This is a genomic window from Micromonospora sp. NPDC049359, from assembly GCF_044466585.1.
GTDB lineage: Bacteria > Actinomycetota > Actinomycetes > Mycobacteriales > Micromonosporaceae > Micromonospora.
In genome coordinates, this window is sequence record NZ_JBITMW010000005.1 from 44058 (window position 1) to 61716 (window position 17659).

Sequence of the window (17659 nt, forward strand, 5' to 3'; positions counted from 1 at the left end):
GCCGGTCATGACGACGGGACAGGACCGGGCGGCACAGCCGGAGACTCCTGCCGAGGACGACGAGGCGCTGCCGACGATCGCCGAGCAGATGGCCGACCAGCTCGGCGGCTGGCGTGGGCTGGTCGAGTCGAGCATCCCGGTGGTCGTCTTCGTGGTCGCCAACATCATCGGTGACCTGCGGCCCGCCGTGATCGCCTCGGTGGCCGTCGCGCTGCTGATCGCCGGGTTGCGGCTGGCCCAGCGCCGGCCGATCCGACATGCGGTCAACGGTCTGTTCGGCGTCGGCATCGGCGCCGCCATCGCGTGGCGTACCGGCGATGAGCGCGACTTCTACCTGCCCGGCATCCTGTACGGCATCGGCTACGGCATCGCCCTGCTGATCTCGGCGGCCGTCCGACAGCCCCTCGTCGGTTGGATCTGGTCGGTGCTGGTCGCCAAGGGCCGTTCCGAGTGGCGGACCGACCCGAAGTTGGTGCGCATCTTCACCCGGCTGACCGTGCTCTGGGGCGTGGTGTGGCTCGCCAAGGTGGGCGTGCAGGCCGGGCTCTACCTGGCCCACCAGGACACCGCGCTGGGCGTGGCCCGGTTGGCGCTGGGCTATCCGCCGTACGCGCTGTTGCTGCTCATCACCGTCTGGACGGTGCGCCGGGTCACCCGGGAGCCGCAGCCCACCCCGCTGCCCGGCGCCTGAGCAGGGCCGGCGCCGGGGACGGCTCAGCGTGAGCCGCGGGTCCGCTCGACGCTGTCCGGGCCGAGGATGACCGCGCGCACGTCGTCCTCCACCTCGGCCGTACAAACGAAGATCAACTCGTCGCCGGCCTCGATGGGGTCGTCCGGGCTGGGCACCAGGACACGCTTGCCGCGCAGGATCGCCACCAGGGCGGAGTCGCGGGGCAGCGGCACCGCGTGCAGGGGCTGACCGACGTACGGGGCGGTCGGCGGCAGGGTGATCTCGACCAGGTTGGCCTCGCCCTGCCGGAACGTCATGAGCCGGACCAGGTCGCCGACGGTGACCGCCTCCTCGACCAGGGCGGCCATCACCCGGGGCTTGCTCACCGCGACGTCGACGCCCCACTGCTCGGTGAAGAGCCACTCGTTCTCCGCCCGGTTGACCCGGGCGACCACGCGGGGCACCGCGAACTCGGTCTTGGCCAGCAGCGACAGCACCAGGTTGGTCTTGTCGTCGCCGGTGGCGGCGACCACCACGTCACAGCCGGCGACGTTCGCCTCCTCCAGGCTGGCCACCTCGCACGCGTCGGCGAGCACCCACTCGGCGGCGGGCACCCGGTCCGGTCGGAGCATCTTCGGTTGACGCTCGATCAGCATCACCTGGTGGCCGTTCTCGATCAGCTCCTGGGCGATCGAACGGCCCACGTTGCCGGCGCCGGCGATGGCGATCCGCATGGCTCAGTGCCCTCCTTCCGGCGGCGTTGCCGCCACCGCCGTGACCGCGGCCACGATGTCGTCGCTGACCAGCATGAACACCTGGTCACCCTCCTGCACGAGGGTGGACGCGGTGGGCAGCGTTCCGATGCCGAAGCGGATCAGGTAGGCGACCCGCGCACCCGAGGACTGCTCCAGCACGTGCACCGGGTGACCGATCCACTCCCGGTGCACCGGGACCTCGACGATCGACACGGTGCTGGTCGGGTCGCGGAAGATCTCCACGTTGCCCTCGGGCACCAGGTGCCGCAGCATCCGGTCGGCCGTCCAGCGCACCGTCGCCACGGTGGGGATGCCGAGGCGCTCGTACACCTGCGCCCGGCGCTGGTCGTAGATCCGGGCCGCGACCCGGGACACGCCGAAGGTCTCGCGGGCCAGGCGGGCCGAGATGATGTTGGAGTTGTCGCCGCTGGAGACCGCCGCGAAGGCGTCCGCCCGCTCGATGCCGGCCTGGCGCAGCACCTCGCCGTCGAAGCCCGCCCCGGTCACCGTGATGCCGGCGAAGTCGGGGCCGAGCCGGCGGAAGGCGTCGGCGTCCTGATCGATCACCGCCACCGAGTGTCCCCGGGACTCCAGGCTGTGGGCGAGGGTCGACCCGACCCGCCCACATCCCATGATCACGACGTGCACGCTGTCCCTCCCAAGGTGCGTACCGTTCCCGCTACCGGTGGCCTTCGAGTGCGAGCCTGCCACGTCCCGGTCGAGAGCGGGGACCGACCGTACCCCGCCGCCGTGCACGGCGATGATCGCCCACCCCCGCGTTCGCACCGTGGTGGTCGTACTCTTGGCGTTCGTGGCCAGTCCCACCTCGCTGCTGAAGCGGCTGCTCCTCGGTCGACCGTTCCGGTCCGACCGCCTGCAGCACACCCTCCTGCCGAAGCGCATCGCGCTGCCCGTGTTCGCCTCCGACGCGCTGTCCAGCGTCGCGTACGCGCCTGACGAGATCCTGCTGACCCTGTCGATCGCCGGGGCGTCGGCGTTCGTGTTCTCCCCGTGGATCGCCTTCGCGGTCGTCGTGGTGATGCTCACGGTGGTGGCCAGCTACCGGCAGAACGTGCACGCCTACCCCTCCGGCGGCGGCGACTACGAGGTGGCCACGGTCAACCTCGGCCCCAAGTTCGGCATCGGCGTGGCCAGCGCCCTGCTGGTCGACTACGTGCTCACGGTGGCCGTGTCCGTCTCCTCGGGGGTGGCCAACCTCGGCTCGGTGGTCCCGTTCGTGGCCACCCACAAGGTCATGATCGCGGTCCTCGCGGTGATCCTGCTGACCGCCGTCAACCTGCGCGGGCTGCGCGAGTCGGGTACCGCCTTCGCCATCCCCACCTACGGCTTCGTGATCGTGATGGGCGGAATGCTGCTCACCGGGCTGTTCCGCGTCTTCGTCCTGGGCGACGACCTCCGCGCGCCCAGCGCCGACCTGGTCATCCAGGCCGAGCACAGCGTGACCGGCTTCGCGCTGATCTTCCTGCTGCTGCGGACGTTCAGCTCGGGCGCGGCCGCGCTCACCGGCGTCGAGGCGATCTCCAACGGCGTCCCCGCGTTCAAGGCGCCGAAGAGCCGCAACGCCGCCACCACACTGCTGCTGCTGGGCGCGATCGCGGTGAGCCTGCTCGTCGGGATCATCTGGCTGGCCCGCCTGACCCACCTGCAGTTCGTCGAGGACCCCGCCCTGCAGATCGTCTCGGGCCCCGACGGGTACGTGCAGAAGACGGTCACCACCCAGCTCGGCGAGACGGTCTTCGGCGCCGGCTCGATCCTGCTCTACGTGGTGGCCGGGATGACCGCGCTCATCCTCTTCCTGGCCGCGAACACCGCGTTCAACGGTTTTCCGGTGCTCGGCTCGATCCTCGCCCAGGACCGCTACCTGCCCCGCCAGTTCCACACCCGGGGCGACCGGCTGGCCTTCTCCAACGGCATCACGTTCCTCGCCCTCTTCGCGATCGTCCTGATCGTCGGCTTCCAGGCCGAGGTGACCCGGCTCATCCAGCTCTACATCGTCGGGGTGTTCGTCTCGTTCACCGTCTCCCAGGCCGGCATGATCCGGCACTGGAACCGGCGGCTGCGCACCGAGCGGGACCCGGAGGCCCGCAAGCGGATGCACCGCTCCCGGGCCATCAACACGTTCGGCATGGGCCTGACCGGCACGGTGCTGGTGATCGTCCTGATCACCAAGTTCCTGCTCGGCGCGTGGATCGCGATCGCCGCGATGGCGGTGATCTACGCGCTGATGCTGGCCATCCGCCGGCACTACGACCGGGTCGCCGCCGAACTGACCCCGCCGGACGAGAGCCGGGGCGTGCTGCCCGCCCGCAACCACGCGATCGTGCTGGTCAGCAAGCTGCACCAGCCGACGTTGCGGGCCATCGCGTACGCCCGGGCCACCCGCCCGGACACGTTGACCGCGGTGACCGTCAACGTGGACGAGAAGGACACCCGCGACCTGCAGGCCGACTGGGAACGGCGGGAGATGGCGATCCCGCTCACCGTCGTCGACTCGCCGTACCGGGAGATCACCCGGCCGATCCTGGACTTCGTCGCCTCCACCCGCCGTACGTCGCCGCGCGACGTGGTCACCGTCTTCATCCCCGAGTACGTGGTGGGGCGCTGGTGGGAGAACCTGCTGCACAACCAGAGCGCGCTGCGCCTCAAGGGCCGGCTGCTCTTCGAACCGGGGGTCATGGTGGTCAGCGTGCCGTGGCAGCTCGCCTCGACCGCCAGCAAGAACCTGGACCGGCTCGACGCCACGCTCTCCAACACGCCGGCGCGTGGACCCCGGGGCACCGTGCCGGCGGCGGTGGCCGCGCCGCCGCCCGGCGAGGCCACCCCGGCGGGCGGCGAGACGCTGGGAGAGAGCCGTGACTGAGCGCACGACCGCGGGTACGGCTTCGGTTTCGACGGCCGAGCGGGGCCTCGGCGAGGCGGAGCGGGTCGAACTGACCGTCGACGCGGTGGCCCCCGGCGGGCACTGTGTCGCCCGGGTGGACGGGCAGGTGGTGTTCGTCCGCCACGCGCTGCCCGGAGAACGGGTGATCGCCGAGGTCACCGAGGTGCACCGGGGGTTCGTCCGGGCCGACGCCGTGACCGTGCTGGACCCCTCGCCGGACCGGGTGCAGCCGCCCTGCCCGTACGCGAAGCCGGGCGCCTGCGGCGGGTGCGACCTGCAACACGTCGCCCCGGCCGCGCAGTTGGCCTGGAAGACCGCCGTGGTGCGGGAGCAGTTGGCCCGTCTCGGCGGGCTCACCGACGTCGAGCTGGATCGGCTCGGCGTGCAGGTGGAGGCGCTCCCGGGCGGACCGCTCGGCTGGCGTACCCGGGTCCGCTACGCGGTTGACGCCGCCGACCGGGCGGGCCTGCTCAAACACCGCTCGCACGAGGTCGTGCCGATCGACCGTTGCCGCATCGCCCACCCGGCCATCCAGCAGCTTGCGGTGCTCAGTCCGGCCGGTGCGCGCTGGCCGGCAGCGGAGGCGGTGGAGACCGTCGTCAGCGGCGGCGGGGACGTGAGCGTCGCCGAGGTCCGCGACGGGGTCGTCACCCCGGTGAGCGGGCCGACCGAGGTCCGTGAGGTGGCCGCCGGGCGGGACTGGGCGCTGCCCGCGTCCGCGTTCTGGCAGGTGCACCCGGCGGCGGCCGACACGCTGAACACGGCTGTGCTGGAGCTTCTGGACCCGCAGCCGGGCGAGGTCGCCTGGGACCTCTACGGGGGCGCCGGGCTGTTCGCCGCCGGGCTGGCCGCCCGCGTCGGCGCGTCCGGTCGGGTGACGTTGGTGGAGGCCTCCGCGCAGGGTGTCGCCGCCGCCCGGGAGAACCTGGCCGACCTGCCCCGCGTCGAGGTCGTGTCGGCGCGGGTGGAGACCGCGCTGGCCCGCCGACGGATCACCGGCCCGGTCGACGTGGTGGTGCTCGACCCGCCGCGCTCCGGCGCCGGCGCCCCGGTGGTGCGCGCCCTGGCCGCCGCCGGTCCACGGGCGGTCGCGTACGTGGCGTGTGATCCGGCGGCCTTCGCCCGGGACGTCCGCACCTTCGCCGAGCTGGGCTGGCGGCTGACGGCGCTGCGCGGCTTCGACCTGTTCCCGATGACCCAGCACGTCGAGTGCGTCGGACTGCTGCTGCCGCCAGCCTGACCAGGTGCTCAGCGGGCTGCTCCGCGGCAAGCGGCTCGGGCCAGGCTGCGGAGTACCGGGCGGCCGATAGACTCTCCGGTCATGAGCGTTGAAGAGGACACGGCCAACCACGGTCGGCTGCTGGAGACGGTCCGAGGTCCGCAGGACGTCAAGCGGATGTCCGGCGAGGAGCTGGATGTGCTCGCCGCCGAGATCCGGGACTTCCTGATCGCCAAGGTCTCCCGCACCGGCGGGCACGTCGGGCCCAACCTCGGCGTGGTCGAGCTGACGCTGGCCATGCACCGCGTCTTCGACTCCCCCCGGGACCGGCTCCTGTTCGACACGGGCCACCAGGCGTACGTGCACAAGATCCTCACCGGGCGGCAGGCCGGCTTCGACAAGCTCCGCCAGCGCGGTGGCCTCTCCGGCTACCCCAGCCAGGCCGAGAGCGAGCACGACCTCATCGAGAACTCGCACGCCTCCACCGCGCTCTCCTACGCCGACGGGCTGGCCAAGGCGTACGCCCTGCGCGGTGAGCAGCGCAGCGTCGTGGCCGTGGTCGGCGACGGCGCGCTCACCGGCGGCATGTGCTGGGAGGCGCTGAACAACATCGCCACCGCCGGCAACTCGCTGGTCATCGTGGTCAACGACAACGGCCGGTCCTACTCGCCCACCATCGGCGGGCTGGCCGACCACCTCTCCTCGCTGCGACTCAACCCGGGCTACGAGAAGGTCCTCGACACGGTCAAGGACGCCCTCGGCTCCACCCCGTTGGTCGGCAAGCCGATGTACGAGGTGCTGCACGCGGTCAAGAAGGGCATCAAGGACGCGGTCGCCCCGCAGGCCATGTTCGAGGACCTGGGCATCAAGTACGTCGGCCCGGTGGACGGGCACGACGTGGCGGCCGTCGAGTCGGCCCTGCGCGCGGCGAAGAACTTCGGCGGCCCGGTGATCGTGCACGCCGTGACCCGCAAGGGGTACGGCTACCGTCCGGCCGAGGAGGACGAGGCGGACTGCCTGCACGGCCCGAGCAGCGCCTTCGACGTGGAGACCGGCACGCTGCTGGCCGCACCCTCGGTGAAGTGGACCCACGTCTTCGCCGACGAGCTGCTGGCCATCGCCGACGATCGGCCCGACGTGGTGGGCATCACCGCCGCCATGGCCGAGCCGACCGGCATCGCCAAGCTGGCCCGCAAGTACCCCGAGCGGGTGTACGACGTGGGCATCGCCGAGCAGCACGCCGCCACCTCGGCGGCCGGCCTGGCGCTCGGTGGCCTGCACCCGGTGGTCGCCGTCTACGCCACGTTCCTCAACCGTGCCTTCGACCAGGTCCTGCTGGACGTGGCGATGCACAAGCTGCCGGTGACCTTCGTGCTGGACCGGGCGGGCATCACCGGCCCGGACGGCCCCAGCCACTACGGCATCTGGGACATGTCGGTCTTCGGGGTGGTGCCCGGTCTGCGGATCGCCGCTCCCCGTGACGCCGTCACCCTCCGCGAGGAGCTGCGCGAGGCGGTCGCCACCGACGACGGCCCGACGGTCCTGCGCTTCCCGACCGGCGCGGTCGCCGCGGACCTTCCGGCGCTGCGCCGGGTCGGCACCGTCGACGTGCTGGCCGAGTCGGCGCGTACCGACGTGCTTCTCGTCGCCGTCGGTTCCTTCGGCCAGATGGGCATGGAGGTCGCCGCCCGGGTCGCCGAGCACGGCTACGGCGTCACCGTGGTCGACCCCCGCTGGGTGCGTCCGGTCCCGGCCGAGCTGGTCGACATGGCCGCCCGCCACCGCCTGGTGGTCACCGTCGAGGACGGCGTCCGCGTCGGCGGTGTCGGCGACGCTATCGGCCAGGCGATGCGCGACGCCGACGTCCGGGTGCCGCTCAAGGACCTGGGCGTACCGGCCGACTGGCACCCGCACGGCACCCGCGCGCAGATCCTCGCCGACCTCGGCCTGACCGCGCAGGACGTGGCCCGTGACGTCACCGGCTGGATCTCCCGCCTGGACGCCACCCCGGACCACCTGACCCCCACCAGCAACACGGCCGCCCAGAACTAGCCCCGGCTCCACCGACGGCGGGCGCCCCCAGGGGCTGCCCGCCGTCGTGCGTCCGCGCCACCCCGGCCGCGTCCCCGCGCGACCTCCCACCCTCCCGCCCTCCCGCCACCCTCCCACCCTCTCGCCGCGCGCCGATCTTGCACTTTCGGTTGTCGAAGCGCACCCTTTTGCGCCTTGTGTCGCAGCAGAAAGTGCAAGATCGCCGGGGCGGGCCGGGGCGGGCCGGGGCGGGCCGGGGCGGGCCGGGCGGGGTGGGGCGGGGTGGGGGTTAGCGGTGGGGGCTTACTGAGCGGTAGTGGGTTTTGTCGGTGTTGGCGAGGCTGTAGGTCTGGGTGTGGGACGGCTCCGGCACGACCACCAGGCCGGGGCGTTCCACCAGCAGCGGGGTGCCCGGCGGCACGGAGAGCGAGCTGTCCCGGGTAGCCCGCCAGCTGAGCACCAGCAGCGGCTGGTTGGGGATCGGAAGCTGGTACGTCTGCAACGGGGTGGCCCGGTCGGCCGGCGACACCACCGGGGCGCTCCCGTCCGCCGGCCGGTAGACGACGGCGGTCATCGTGCCGGCGTCGGTGTCCCAGCTGAGCTGCTGCAACTCGGCCGGCTCGCCGCCGCCGAGCGCCACCTCCCCGAGCGACCGGACCGAGAGCTTCGCCATCGGCCAGGACGTCGGTACCGACTTCGGCGCGTCCCGGTCGCCGATCCGGCGCGGAATGCTGCCGAAGGGGCCCCGCTCGCCGGCCAGCACACAGGTGTCCAGGCCGGTGAGCGCGCGGCGGCCGGCGCCGGACTCGTCCCGTACCAGCGGATAACGCGGGTCGGTCGTGCCGGTGCCCAGATCGAGCAGCCGGTCGGCGGCCCGCCCCCGGGGCAGTGACTCGGTGGCGCGCAGGGTCGCCGTCACGCCGACCGCCGTGCAGGCCGGCACGTCGACCGGCGCGCTGAGGCCGTCGGTGACGGCCAACGCCCGACCCTGCGGGCCGAGCAACTGCTGCACCCGGGCCGAGACCAGGTAGCGCCGACCGCCGGTCGTCTGGACCGGCAGCACGTCGGAGTAGACCAGGTAGCCGGGGTCGGTGTACTCGGTGGCGCGGCTGATCGCGTACCGGCCGCCGTCACCGGTGAGTTGCAGCAGCCAGGACGCGCTCTCGCCCGGCACGTCGGCCGCGACCAGGGCAACCGGGGTCCCGTCGACGCGTCCGGAGAAGAGGATGCCGGACGATGGCAGGTGCGCCCGGTCGTCGTCCGGTGACCGCCAGTCGCGTACCGCCTCGGTGACCGCCGTCGTCGCCGCGGCGTCGCCGGACAGATCGCCCCGGGGCGGCCACACGGCCAGCGTGCCGTCGAGGCTGTCGTACCCCACCCGCAGGTCGCGAGGCGCGCGGTCCGCGACGGGACCGCACGCGGTGCTGACCAACAACGCCGTCAGCAGGGCGGCGAGCATCCTGCCGTGCCGGCGGCCCGGAGTCACCTGATCCGCCCCCGATCGCCTCGCCGTCGCTGTCGGAAAGCGCCATAGTACGAGATGTCCGATGCGACGCCGCCGCTGGCCGGTTCCTCGTCCGCCACAATGGACATCACCGGGGCTTTAGTGCCCTTTTCGCCACTCGGGTAGACTCCGCCGACTGTGACGCCTGCCGAGTCCCGCGCCCTCGCTTCCCGGGCCAGGTCCGTCGGGGCGCCCGGCGACTCCGCCGCCCTGACCGACCGGGTCGACACCGCCCCGGCCCCGGTGACCTCGACCGCGCCCGAAACAACCGCGCCGGCCCAGGCCGTGCCGCACGAGGTCGCGGTGGACCAGGCCGCGCCGGCCCAGGCCGCGCCGGCCCAGGTCGCGCTGGATCAGGTCGTGCCGCACGAGGTCGACCGGGACGAGACCGGGGCGGCGACCACCGCGCCGGACGGGACGGTCCCGGCGTCCGGGCCGAGGCGGAGCCGTTGGGCCCGCTGGACCCGACGGCGGCAACACCTGGCGGTCGGGGCGCTGTTCCTGCTCGCCGCCCTCTGGGTGACCAGCCGGCTCTGGCTGGACCCGGCCGGTCGGGTGGCGTCGCTCTACACCGGTGACCCGGCTCAGGTGCAGTTCTTCCTCGCCCACTCGGTACGGGTGGTGCTGCACGGTGAGTACCCCTTCTACACCGAGCAGTTCAACTACCCCGACGGCGTCAACCTGATGGCCAACACGGCGGTGCTGGCGCTGGGCATCCCGATGGTGCCGGTGACCCTGCTGTTCGGTCCGGCGGTGTCCTTCGTGGTGCTGGTGACGCTCGGCCTCGCCGGCACCGCCATGGCCTGGTATCTCGTGCTCCGCCGCCACCTCGTGCGTACGCCGCTCGCGGCGGCCGTCGGTGGCTGGTTCTGCGGCTTCTCCCCGGCGATGCTCTCGCACGCGAGTTGGCACCCGAACATCATCAGCCAGTTCCTGCTGCCGTTCATCGTGTGGCGGGTCCTGGTGTTGACCCGTTCGCGCCGGCCGGTCCGCGACGGCGCCCTGCTGGCTCTGCTCGTCACCGCGCAGGCGTTCATCAACGAGGAGATCCTGCTCTTCACGGCGCTGGCCTGCGGGATCTTCCTGATCGCTGTGGTGGTCCAGGAGCCGGACCGTTGGCGGGCGGCGTGGCGACCGCTGGCCGCCGGTCTCGCCGCCTGCGCGCTGCTGGCCGGGGCCCTGCTGGCGTACCCCCTGTACGTGCAGTTCGTCGGGCCGATGGCGTACCACGGGCTCAGCGACGCGGTGCAGGACTACGGCAACGACATCGCCGCCTTCTTCGCGCCCGGCTCGGCCACTCTCGGCGGCAACCAGCGGGCCAACGTCAATCTGGCGCCCAACTACTCGGAGGAGAACGCCTTCTTCGGCTGGAGCCTGTCGATGCTCGCCGTCGGCGTCGTGGTCTGGCTGCGTCGGGAGATGCTCGTCCGGGCGCTCGCCGCGACCGGCGCGTTCTTCGCCCTGCTCTCGCTCGGTGAGCAGATCTCCTGGTGGGACCGGGACCTGGTCACCGGGCCGTGGGAGCTGCTGGTGCACCTGCCCCTGCTGGACGCGGTGGTGCCCACCCGGTTCGGTCTGATCACCACGGTGGTCATCGGTCTGCTGCTCGCGATCGCCGTCGAGCGGGCCTGGGCGCTGCGGCCGGCCGACCGACGTACCGTCCGGACGCTCACCGCCGCCGGCCTGGCGTTCGCGCTGCTGCCGATCGCTCCGATGCCGCTGCGGATGGTCTCCCGGCCCCCGGTGCCGGAGTTCATCACCGCCGACCGGTGGCGGGCGTACGTCGGTCCGGACCAGACGCTCGTGCCGATCCCGGTGCCCAGCATGGGCAACACGCACGGCATGCGCTGGGCGGCGGCCACCAACCTCGACTTCAAGATCCCGGGTGGCTACTTCCTCGCCCCCCGCAACGGCAACACCGGTGACCCTGGCCGGTTCGGCGGACGACCCAGCGGAGTGGGCCAACTGCTGGAGGAGGTGGCGACCACCGGTCGTACCTCCAAACTGGACGACCGGCAGCGCCGGCGCTTCACGGACGAGCTGCGGCACTGGCGGGCGGCGATCCTCGTACTCCCGGTCCGTCAGCAGAACGCCGAGCCGTTGCGGCGTACCGTCGAAGAGCTGGTCGGCCCCGGCCGCCAGGAGTTGGACGTCTGGGTGTGGGATGTCCGGACGCTGACCGACCGCTCGGTCTGATGACCACGGGAACGGCGCCGTCGACGACGCCGGCCGATTCCCCGACCGCGCGCCCGCCACGAGCGGCGTGGCTGCCGGACGCGCTGGTGGTCGCGGGCTACCTGGCGCTGGCCGCGGTGCTGACCAGCCGGCAGTGGGGTCATCCTCAGCGGCTCTTCCACCAGGCCGGTGACCAGGTGCTCTTCGAGTGGATGCTGGCCCACGCGGCGCACGCCGTGGTCGCGGGGGAGAACCCGCTCTTCAGCGCCGCCCTGAACGCGCCGTACGGCATCAACCTGATGGCGAACACGTCGGTGCTCGGCCTGGGCGTGCCGCTGGCCCCGGTCACGCTGCTGTTCGGCTCGCAGGTGGCGTTCTGTGTGGCGGTGGTCGGCTGCCTCGCCGGCACCGCCACGGCCTGGTACGCGCTGCTGCGCCGTCGGCTCGTCTCCGCCCGTTCCGCGGCGGCGCTCGGCGGGCTGGTCTGTGGATTCGCCCCCGGCATGGTCGCCCAGGCCGGCGCGCACCTGCACGTGGCCGCCCAGTTCCTGCTGCCGGCGATCCTCGCCCTGGTGTTCCGGGCGGGCACCGGCCGGTCGGCGGTGTGGCGGCCCGGTGTCGGCCTCGGGCTGCTGCTCGTCTGGCAGGTCTTCATCGGCGAGGAGGTGCTGGTCTTCCTGGCGCTCGCCGCCGGGGTGTTCGCGCTGGGCTACGCCCTGGCCGATCGGGCCGCGGCCCGTCGTCTCGCGCCGGCCCTCCTCGGCCGGCTCGCGGTGGCGGCGGTGGTCGGCGCGGTGCTGCTGGCGTACCCGCTGTGGTTCCAGTTCCACGGCCCGCAGCACTACACCGGGATGGCCTTCGCCGCGCACGGCTTCCAGCTCGACGCGGCGTCGTTCACCGCCTCGGCCCGGCAGACGGTGCTCGGGGACGACTGGCTGCCGGGTCTGCTCTCACCGAACCCGACGGAGGAGAACTCGTTCTTCGGACCCGGGCTGCTGGTCCTCGCCGTCGTGGTCGTGGTCTGGCTGTGGCGACGACCGCTGGTCCGCGCCCTGGCCGGCTGCGGTGTGGTCTTCGCCCTGCTGTCGCTCGGCACCGACCTGCGGGTGGACGGCAGCGCCACCGGGATCCCGGGCCCGTACCGGCTCGTCGCCGGGCTGCCGCTGCTCGACCTGGCGGTGCCGGCCCGGTTCGCGCTGGTCTGCGTGCCGGTGCTCGGCGTCCTGGTGGCGCTCTTCGTGGACCGCGTCGCCGGGGCCCGCCGGACGGCCGTGCCGGGCCTGCCGGTACGGCTGGTGTGGGCGTCGGCGGTGGCCGCCGCGTTGCTGCCGCTGACGCCGACACCGATCCGGGTTGTTCCGGTCCCGCCGGTGCCGGCCTTCGTCGCCGAGGGCCGATGGCGGACGCTGGTGCCGCCCGGACGGACCGTGGTGGGCCTGCCTCCGGTCACCGGCGCCGCGCTGAGCCCGGTCATGCTCTGGTCGGCGCGCGCCGGGCTGTCGTTCGACGCCCCCGGCGGGTACTTCATCGGGCCGAGCGGGCCGGACGACCCGGCGGCCCGCTGGGGCGCCCCGGACCGGCCCACCGCCCTGCTGCTGCGCCGGGTCGCCGAGACCGGCCTGACACCGGTGCTGAGCGCGGCCGACCGCCGCCAGGCCGTCGAGGATCTGCGGCACTGGCGAGCGGCGGTCGTGGTACTCGGCCGGCTGCCCAACGGCGACGCCGTCCGGCGGACGGTCGACGACCTGATCGGCGCGGGCCGCCCGGTCGACGGCGGGTGGATGTGGGACGTGCGGCCCCTCGTCGGTTGATCAGCCCACCAGGGCGCGGACGTCCCAGACCCAGACGTCGTCGACCCGCTGCGGCGGCCCGAGCAGCGCGGTGACCAGCTCGCGCAGCACCGCCTCGCGCGGGTGGGCGCCGAGCACCACCACCGACGCCCGCCAGAACCGCAGGTCCTCGACGGCCTGCCGCCGGTTCTCGTCGGTGAGCGGGGGCAGGACTCCCGCGTCCATGGTGGAGTAGATGAGGCTGCTGGTCGGTCGGTTCGGCGCGCCGAAGACACCTTCACCCAACTCGTTCGGGCCGATGAAGTAGCCGCCCGGAATGGGGAACTCCTGCTCGGTCAGGGCACTCCAGCGCAGCGTCGGCAGACCGTGCACGTTGCTCGGGATCGGCACCGGCACGAGGGTCCGGCCCGCCGGCACGTACGGTCGCCAGCCGCCCGCGGTGATGAAGTGCGGCGGCGGGTCGATCTGCTGCGCGGGCAGCGGCCGGGGGAACAGCGGCAGCAGGGCGACGGCGACCGCCGCGTACCCCAGGGGTCGCAGCCACCGTCGGCGCGGCGCGACCGGCGCGGCGGCCGGCTCCCCGGCGCGCGGGGCCGGCGCGAGGCCCGCGCGGGCCTGCCGGGCCGCCGCGTCGCAGAACAGCGCCAGCAGTACGCCCACCGCGGCGGCGACCACCAGCGCCAGCCGGGTCGGCATCATCATCTCGACCAGCGGCAGATCGTCCGACACGTACGACCACGGGCCGGGGATGTCGGTCTCCACCCCGTCGAAGCGCACCCACGGCCCGATCGAGGCCACGGTGAACACCACGACGAGCACCGCGACGACCCGGGCGGCGAGCGAGCGGCGTACCAGCAGCGCCAGGGCCACCAGCGAGAGCAGTACCAGCGGCCAGCCGAACCAGGTGTTCTGCTCGGTCAGCCCGATCGTCTTCTCGATCGCCGGGTCACCCGCCCAGGTGTCCCTGGCGAAGGAGACGAAGGCGACCAGATCCTCGCCCCAGTTGTGGAAGACGCCACCCTGCAGGCCCCGGTAGGACTGGGGGCCGTCGAACTGGAACCAGATCGGGTACGCCGTGAGCGTCAGGGCCAGCCCACCGGCCACCCCCATCCCGGCCAGGAACGTCCCGGCCATGGCGCGGGTGGCCCGGGGCCGCTGTACCGCGTACGCCAGCACGACGACGAGGCAGGCCAGCGCGGTGAGGAGCAGCATCTCCTCGTTGATGAAGATCTGGTACGCCACCAGCGCGCCGAGCGCCAGCCCGTTGCGCCGCCACCGGCCCGGCTCGCCGAGGCGCAGCACCCGCACCACGATCAGCGGGAGCAGGAAGTTGGAGACGAAGTTGGGTTGGCCGTTGGCGTGGTGGATGATGCCCGGCGCGAAACCGAGGAAGGCCCCGCCCACGAAGGCCGCCGCCCGCGAGCGCACCAGGTGCCGCGAGAGCATCCAGTACGCGGTGCCGGCGGTGGCGGCCAGGGCCCCGCCCAGGTAGAGGGCGTACATCACCTGCGGGCCGAGCAGCATGGTGAGCGGGGCCAGCGGCAGCGTCACCCCGAGCAGCGAGGTGTTGGCCATCATGTTCACCCCGTCCGGGGCGTTCTGCCGGGCCGTGAACAGCGGGTTCTCCAGGTGCCGCAGCGAGTACGCGCCGTGCGCGAACAGCCACTCGAACCAACTGTGGTCGGTGGGCAGGTGCGACGAGACCCGACCGGTCACGTCCCCCCAGTAGTTGAGGCAGACGAAGACGCCCAGCACCACATAGGCTCCGAGGGCCAACAGGTCGGCTCGGGCCGGGCGACGTCGAGGCCGCCGTGTCGGCTCGACCTCGGCCGACGTGGGGTCGGTCACGGAATTCAGCGAGGGGTCTACCACCGGCACAGCCACGACGCGCCATCGTACAGGCGAGGATGCGTCGCTTTTGCCGGGCCGGTACGCCCACGGCCGGTTTGCCGGGCCGCACCCGGTCGGTTGCGCCGGCGATGGAGGGACGGTCCTTGTCGATCATCGAGCTGGGCGAGATCCGGGACGAGCCTCCGTCGCTGCCGCCGGTCCGCCCGCCGCGCGCCGCCGGCCGCCCCCTGCGTACCGTGGCCGTGCTGCTGCTTGCCCTGGTCACCCTCGCTGGCGCGACACCGGTCCGGCACCGTGCCGTCACGTCGGTGCCGACCGCGCCGGGCGCCTCGGCGTACCTCACCGAGGATGGCGTCGTGGTGGTCGACGCGTCCACGCCCACCGGGGACCGGTACCTGAGCGTCTACGACCAGGCCGGGCCGGCGGGCGGAGACGGCGTACGGCGTCGGTGGCGCGCGGCGCTGGATCGCAGCGGTGACTACGTGACCGTGTGGATCCAACGCGGAATGCTGCTGGCGGTGGGTGTCAGCGTCGCCAGCGGTGTGTTGGAGACCACCGCCTACGACGCGCAGACCGGCCAGCGGCGCTGGCGTCACCCGGGGATCGCCCAGCGGGCGACCGACGGGGGCATGCTCCTCGCCAACGACACGGGCGACGCGCTGGGCACGGTGAGTCGGGTGACGCCCGACACCGGCCGGCTCCTGTGGTCGGTGCCGGTTCCGTTCGGTGGCACCGAATTCCACCGGCAGGGCGGGCAGGTCGACCAGATCGTGTTCGTCCAGCCGACCGGTGAGGTGCAGGTGTACGACGCCGACACCGGGGACCTGCGACACAGCGTCGACACGTTGCCCGGTGATCGCTCGGCGTTCCAGCGGGTGCAGGTCGTGGACGACCTGGTGCTGCTCGTACCACCCGGCAGCACCGAGCTGGTCGCCTTCCGGCTGCCCGCGATGGAGCGGGCCTGGACATCGCCGGTGCCGCTGGTGGCCTGGGCGGTACCGTGCGCGGATCTGCTGTGCGCGGTCCAGCAGACCGGCGGCATCCAGACCATCGAGCCCGCCACCGGCGCGGTCCGCTGGTCGGACCCGGGGCCGGACATGCTGGTGGACGTCCGGCGGGACAGGCTGCTGGTGGCCACGTCCGAGCAGCAGTACGCGGTGCGCGACGCGCGGACCGGACGGGAACGCGCCGAGTTGGGCCGGTGGCAGCTCGTGAACCAGGTACGCAGGGAGGACGCGCTGCTCGGCGTACGCCCGACGTCCGACGGTCGGCTCGTCGTGGCCGAGCTGGACCTCACCGCCGGCCGGACGCGGATTCTGGACGTCCTGCCGGAGGTGGCGGGCGGGTGTCAGTCGGCGCGGCCCGTCCTGCTCTGCCGACGGCTCGACGGCTCGACGGCACTCTGGAGGTTGTCCCGGTGAGCGATGCGGTGATCGACCTCGGGGAGCTGCGGGACGGGTCGGACCCCGATCCGCTGCCCCGCCCACCGTGGAGGAGGGGGCGTCGGACCCGCACCGCGCTCGTCGCGCTGCTGGTGCTCGTCGGCCTCGCCGCGTCGACGCCGACCGCCCCGCGTGAGGTGGTGACGCTGCCGGCCGGGCCGGGCGCCGACGCGCTGGTCACTGACGATCTGCTCGTCCTCGTGGAACCGCTGTCCGAGCCGGGACAGCGGCAGGTCCGGGCCACCCGCCTGCCCGGCGGCGAGCTGGCCTGGCGGGCGTCCCTACCGACCGAGGGCCGGTACTGGGGGGTCGCGCAGCAGGGCGAGACGCTGCTGGTCACCGGCCACGAGGTCGGCGCGGACGGGCAGGGGACGCTCACCATCGCGTTGGACCGCCGGACCGGGGCGTACCGGTGGCAGCAGCCCGGCAACGCCACCGGGCTCTCCGACGGCGCTCTGCTGCTGTGGTCGGCGGGCGAGAACGGTGGCGCGCTGCGCGCCGTCGATCCGTGCTGCGGCACGGTGCGCTGGCAGATGTCCGTCGATCCCGGCGTCGACCTGTCGTTCCACGAGGGTGGGTACGGGGTGGACCGTCTGGTGCTGCGCCACCCCGACGGGCCGACCGAGATCCGCGAGGCGGCCACCGGCGTCGTCCTGGCCCGTGCCGACGTCCGCCCGCCCGGCGGTTCGGGCGCCGTGTCCGTGCAGCCGCTGGGCGACCTGCTCGTCACCATCGGTGGCCGTACCGCCATGATCACCGCGTACGGCCTTGACGACCTGCGGCAGCGCTGGAGCGTCCCGTCCGGCGAGGCGATGTTCGCGAGCGACTGCGGTGTCGTCATCTGCGTGCAGACCCGCTCCGGCGGCGTACGGACGATCGACGCCGCGACCGGTGCGCCGCGCTGGAGCGACGACCGCTGGGGATGGGTCTGGCCGTCCGCCGGTCGGCTGCTCGCCAGTTCGGTGGGCAGCTCCCCGCCGGGCGTCGAGAATCTCGTCGTGCTCGACGCGCCGACCGGCCGGGTGCTCGCGGAGCTGGGACGGTGGGAGGTGGCGCAGTACGCCTCCGACGGTCCTCTGATCGGTGTACGCCGACACCCCGGCGGCGGGCTGCTCGTCGCCCGGCTGGACGTCCGTGCCGGCACCGTGCGCACGTTGGACGTGCTGCCGGGGGCGGGCGGGGAGTGTCAGACCCTCACCGGTCAACTGCTCTGCCGGCGGCGGGACGGCGACTTCGGGTTGTGGCGGTTGCCAAGCTGACCACCGGCGGCCCCACGAGGGAGGATTGCTTGCCCGCCGGCACTAGGTTGTCGGTGGTCAG

Annotated in this window: 12 protein-coding genes; 8 read left to right on the plus strand and 4 right to left on the minus strand. The window is 73.2% G+C overall.

What is annotated here, in order from left to right:
• Positions 1-7: 7 nt before the first annotated feature.
• Complete coding sequence (locus ACIBTX_RS13760) at positions 8-691, plus strand: DUF3159 domain-containing protein (RefSeq protein WP_357122733.1); 684 nt, start codon at positions 8-10, stop codon at positions 689-691.
• A gap of 23 nt (positions 692-714) precedes the next feature.
• Here ACIBTX_RS13760 and ACIBTX_RS13765 read toward each other — a convergent pair whose 3' ends face one another.
• Both ACIBTX_RS13765 and ACIBTX_RS13770 read right to left on the minus strand, forming a co-directional pair.
• Complete coding sequence (locus ACIBTX_RS13765) at positions 715-1404, minus strand: TrkA family potassium uptake protein (RefSeq protein ID WP_355053285.1); 690 nt, start codon at positions 1402-1404, stop codon at positions 715-717.
• 3 nt (positions 1405-1407) lie between these two features.
• The gene (locus ACIBTX_RS13770) at positions 1408-2073 is read right to left on the minus strand and encodes a TrkA family potassium uptake protein (RefSeq protein WP_357122736.1); all 666 of its coding nucleotides are present in this window, start codon (positions 2071-2073) and stop codon (positions 1408-1410) included.
• Between the two features lie 163 nt (positions 2074-2236).
• Here ACIBTX_RS13770 and ACIBTX_RS13775 point away from each other — a divergent pair, with 163 nt between their 5' ends.
• From ACIBTX_RS13775 to dxs, 3 genes are all read left to right on the plus strand, one after another.
• Positions 2237-4306 (plus strand): APC family permease, encoded by a 2070-nt coding sequence (locus tag ACIBTX_RS13775; RefSeq protein ID WP_357393588.1) that lies wholly within the window; start codon positions 2237-2239, stop codon positions 4304-4306.
• Complete coding sequence (locus ACIBTX_RS13780; protein WP_396832523.1) at positions 4299-5567, plus strand: class I SAM-dependent RNA methyltransferase; 1269 nt, start codon at positions 4299-4301, stop codon at positions 5565-5567. Before ACIBTX_RS13775 ends, ACIBTX_RS13780 begins: the two co-directional genes overlap by 8 nt.
• 81 nt (positions 5568-5648) lie before the next feature.
• A complete protein-coding gene (dxs, locus tag ACIBTX_RS13785; protein ID WP_357122743.1) occupies positions 5649-7598 on the plus strand; it encodes a 1-deoxy-D-xylulose-5-phosphate synthase in 1950 nt (649 codons plus the stop codon).
• Between the two features lie 268 nt (positions 7599-7866).
• Here dxs and ACIBTX_RS13790 read toward each other — a convergent pair whose 3' ends face one another.
• Positions 7867-9036, minus strand: coding sequence for a hypothetical protein (locus tag ACIBTX_RS13790; protein ID WP_396832618.1), 1170 nt, complete (start codon positions 9034-9036; stop codon positions 7867-7869).
• Between the two features lie 405 nt (positions 9037-9441).
• Here ACIBTX_RS13790 and ACIBTX_RS13795 point away from each other — a divergent pair, with 405 nt between their 5' ends.
• Both ACIBTX_RS13795 and ACIBTX_RS13800 read left to right on the plus strand, forming a co-directional pair.
• Complete coding sequence (locus ACIBTX_RS13795; protein WP_396832619.1) at positions 9442-11277, plus strand: hypothetical protein; 1836 nt, start codon at positions 9442-9444, stop codon at positions 11275-11277.
• Positions 11277-13067, plus strand: coding sequence for a hypothetical protein (locus ACIBTX_RS13800; RefSeq protein WP_396832524.1), 1791 nt, complete (start codon positions 11277-11279; stop codon positions 13065-13067). The genes ACIBTX_RS13795 and ACIBTX_RS13800 overlap by 1 nt, the downstream gene beginning before the upstream one ends.
• Here ACIBTX_RS13800 and ACIBTX_RS13805 read toward each other — a convergent pair whose 3' ends face one another.
• Complete coding sequence (locus ACIBTX_RS13805) at positions 13068-14894, minus strand: hypothetical protein (RefSeq protein ID WP_396832525.1); 1827 nt, start codon at positions 14892-14894, stop codon at positions 13068-13070.
• A gap of 146 nt (positions 14895-15040) precedes the next feature.
• On the opposite strand from ACIBTX_RS13805, the gene ACIBTX_RS13810 reads away from it, so the two are divergent.
• Both ACIBTX_RS13810 and ACIBTX_RS13815 read left to right on the plus strand, forming a co-directional pair.
• Positions 15041-16318: a PQQ-binding-like beta-propeller repeat protein gene (locus ACIBTX_RS13810; RefSeq protein WP_396832526.1), complete on the plus strand. Its 1278-nt coding sequence runs from the start codon at positions 15041-15043 to the stop codon at positions 16316-16318.
• Positions 16315-17598 carry a PQQ-binding-like beta-propeller repeat protein gene (locus tag ACIBTX_RS13815; RefSeq protein WP_396832527.1) on the plus strand — a complete coding sequence of 428 codons (1284 nt, stop codon included), beginning with the start codon at positions 16315-16317 and terminating at the stop codon, positions 17596-17598. The genes ACIBTX_RS13810 and ACIBTX_RS13815 overlap by 4 nt, the downstream gene beginning before the upstream one ends.
• Positions 17599-17659: the final 61 nt, after the last annotated feature.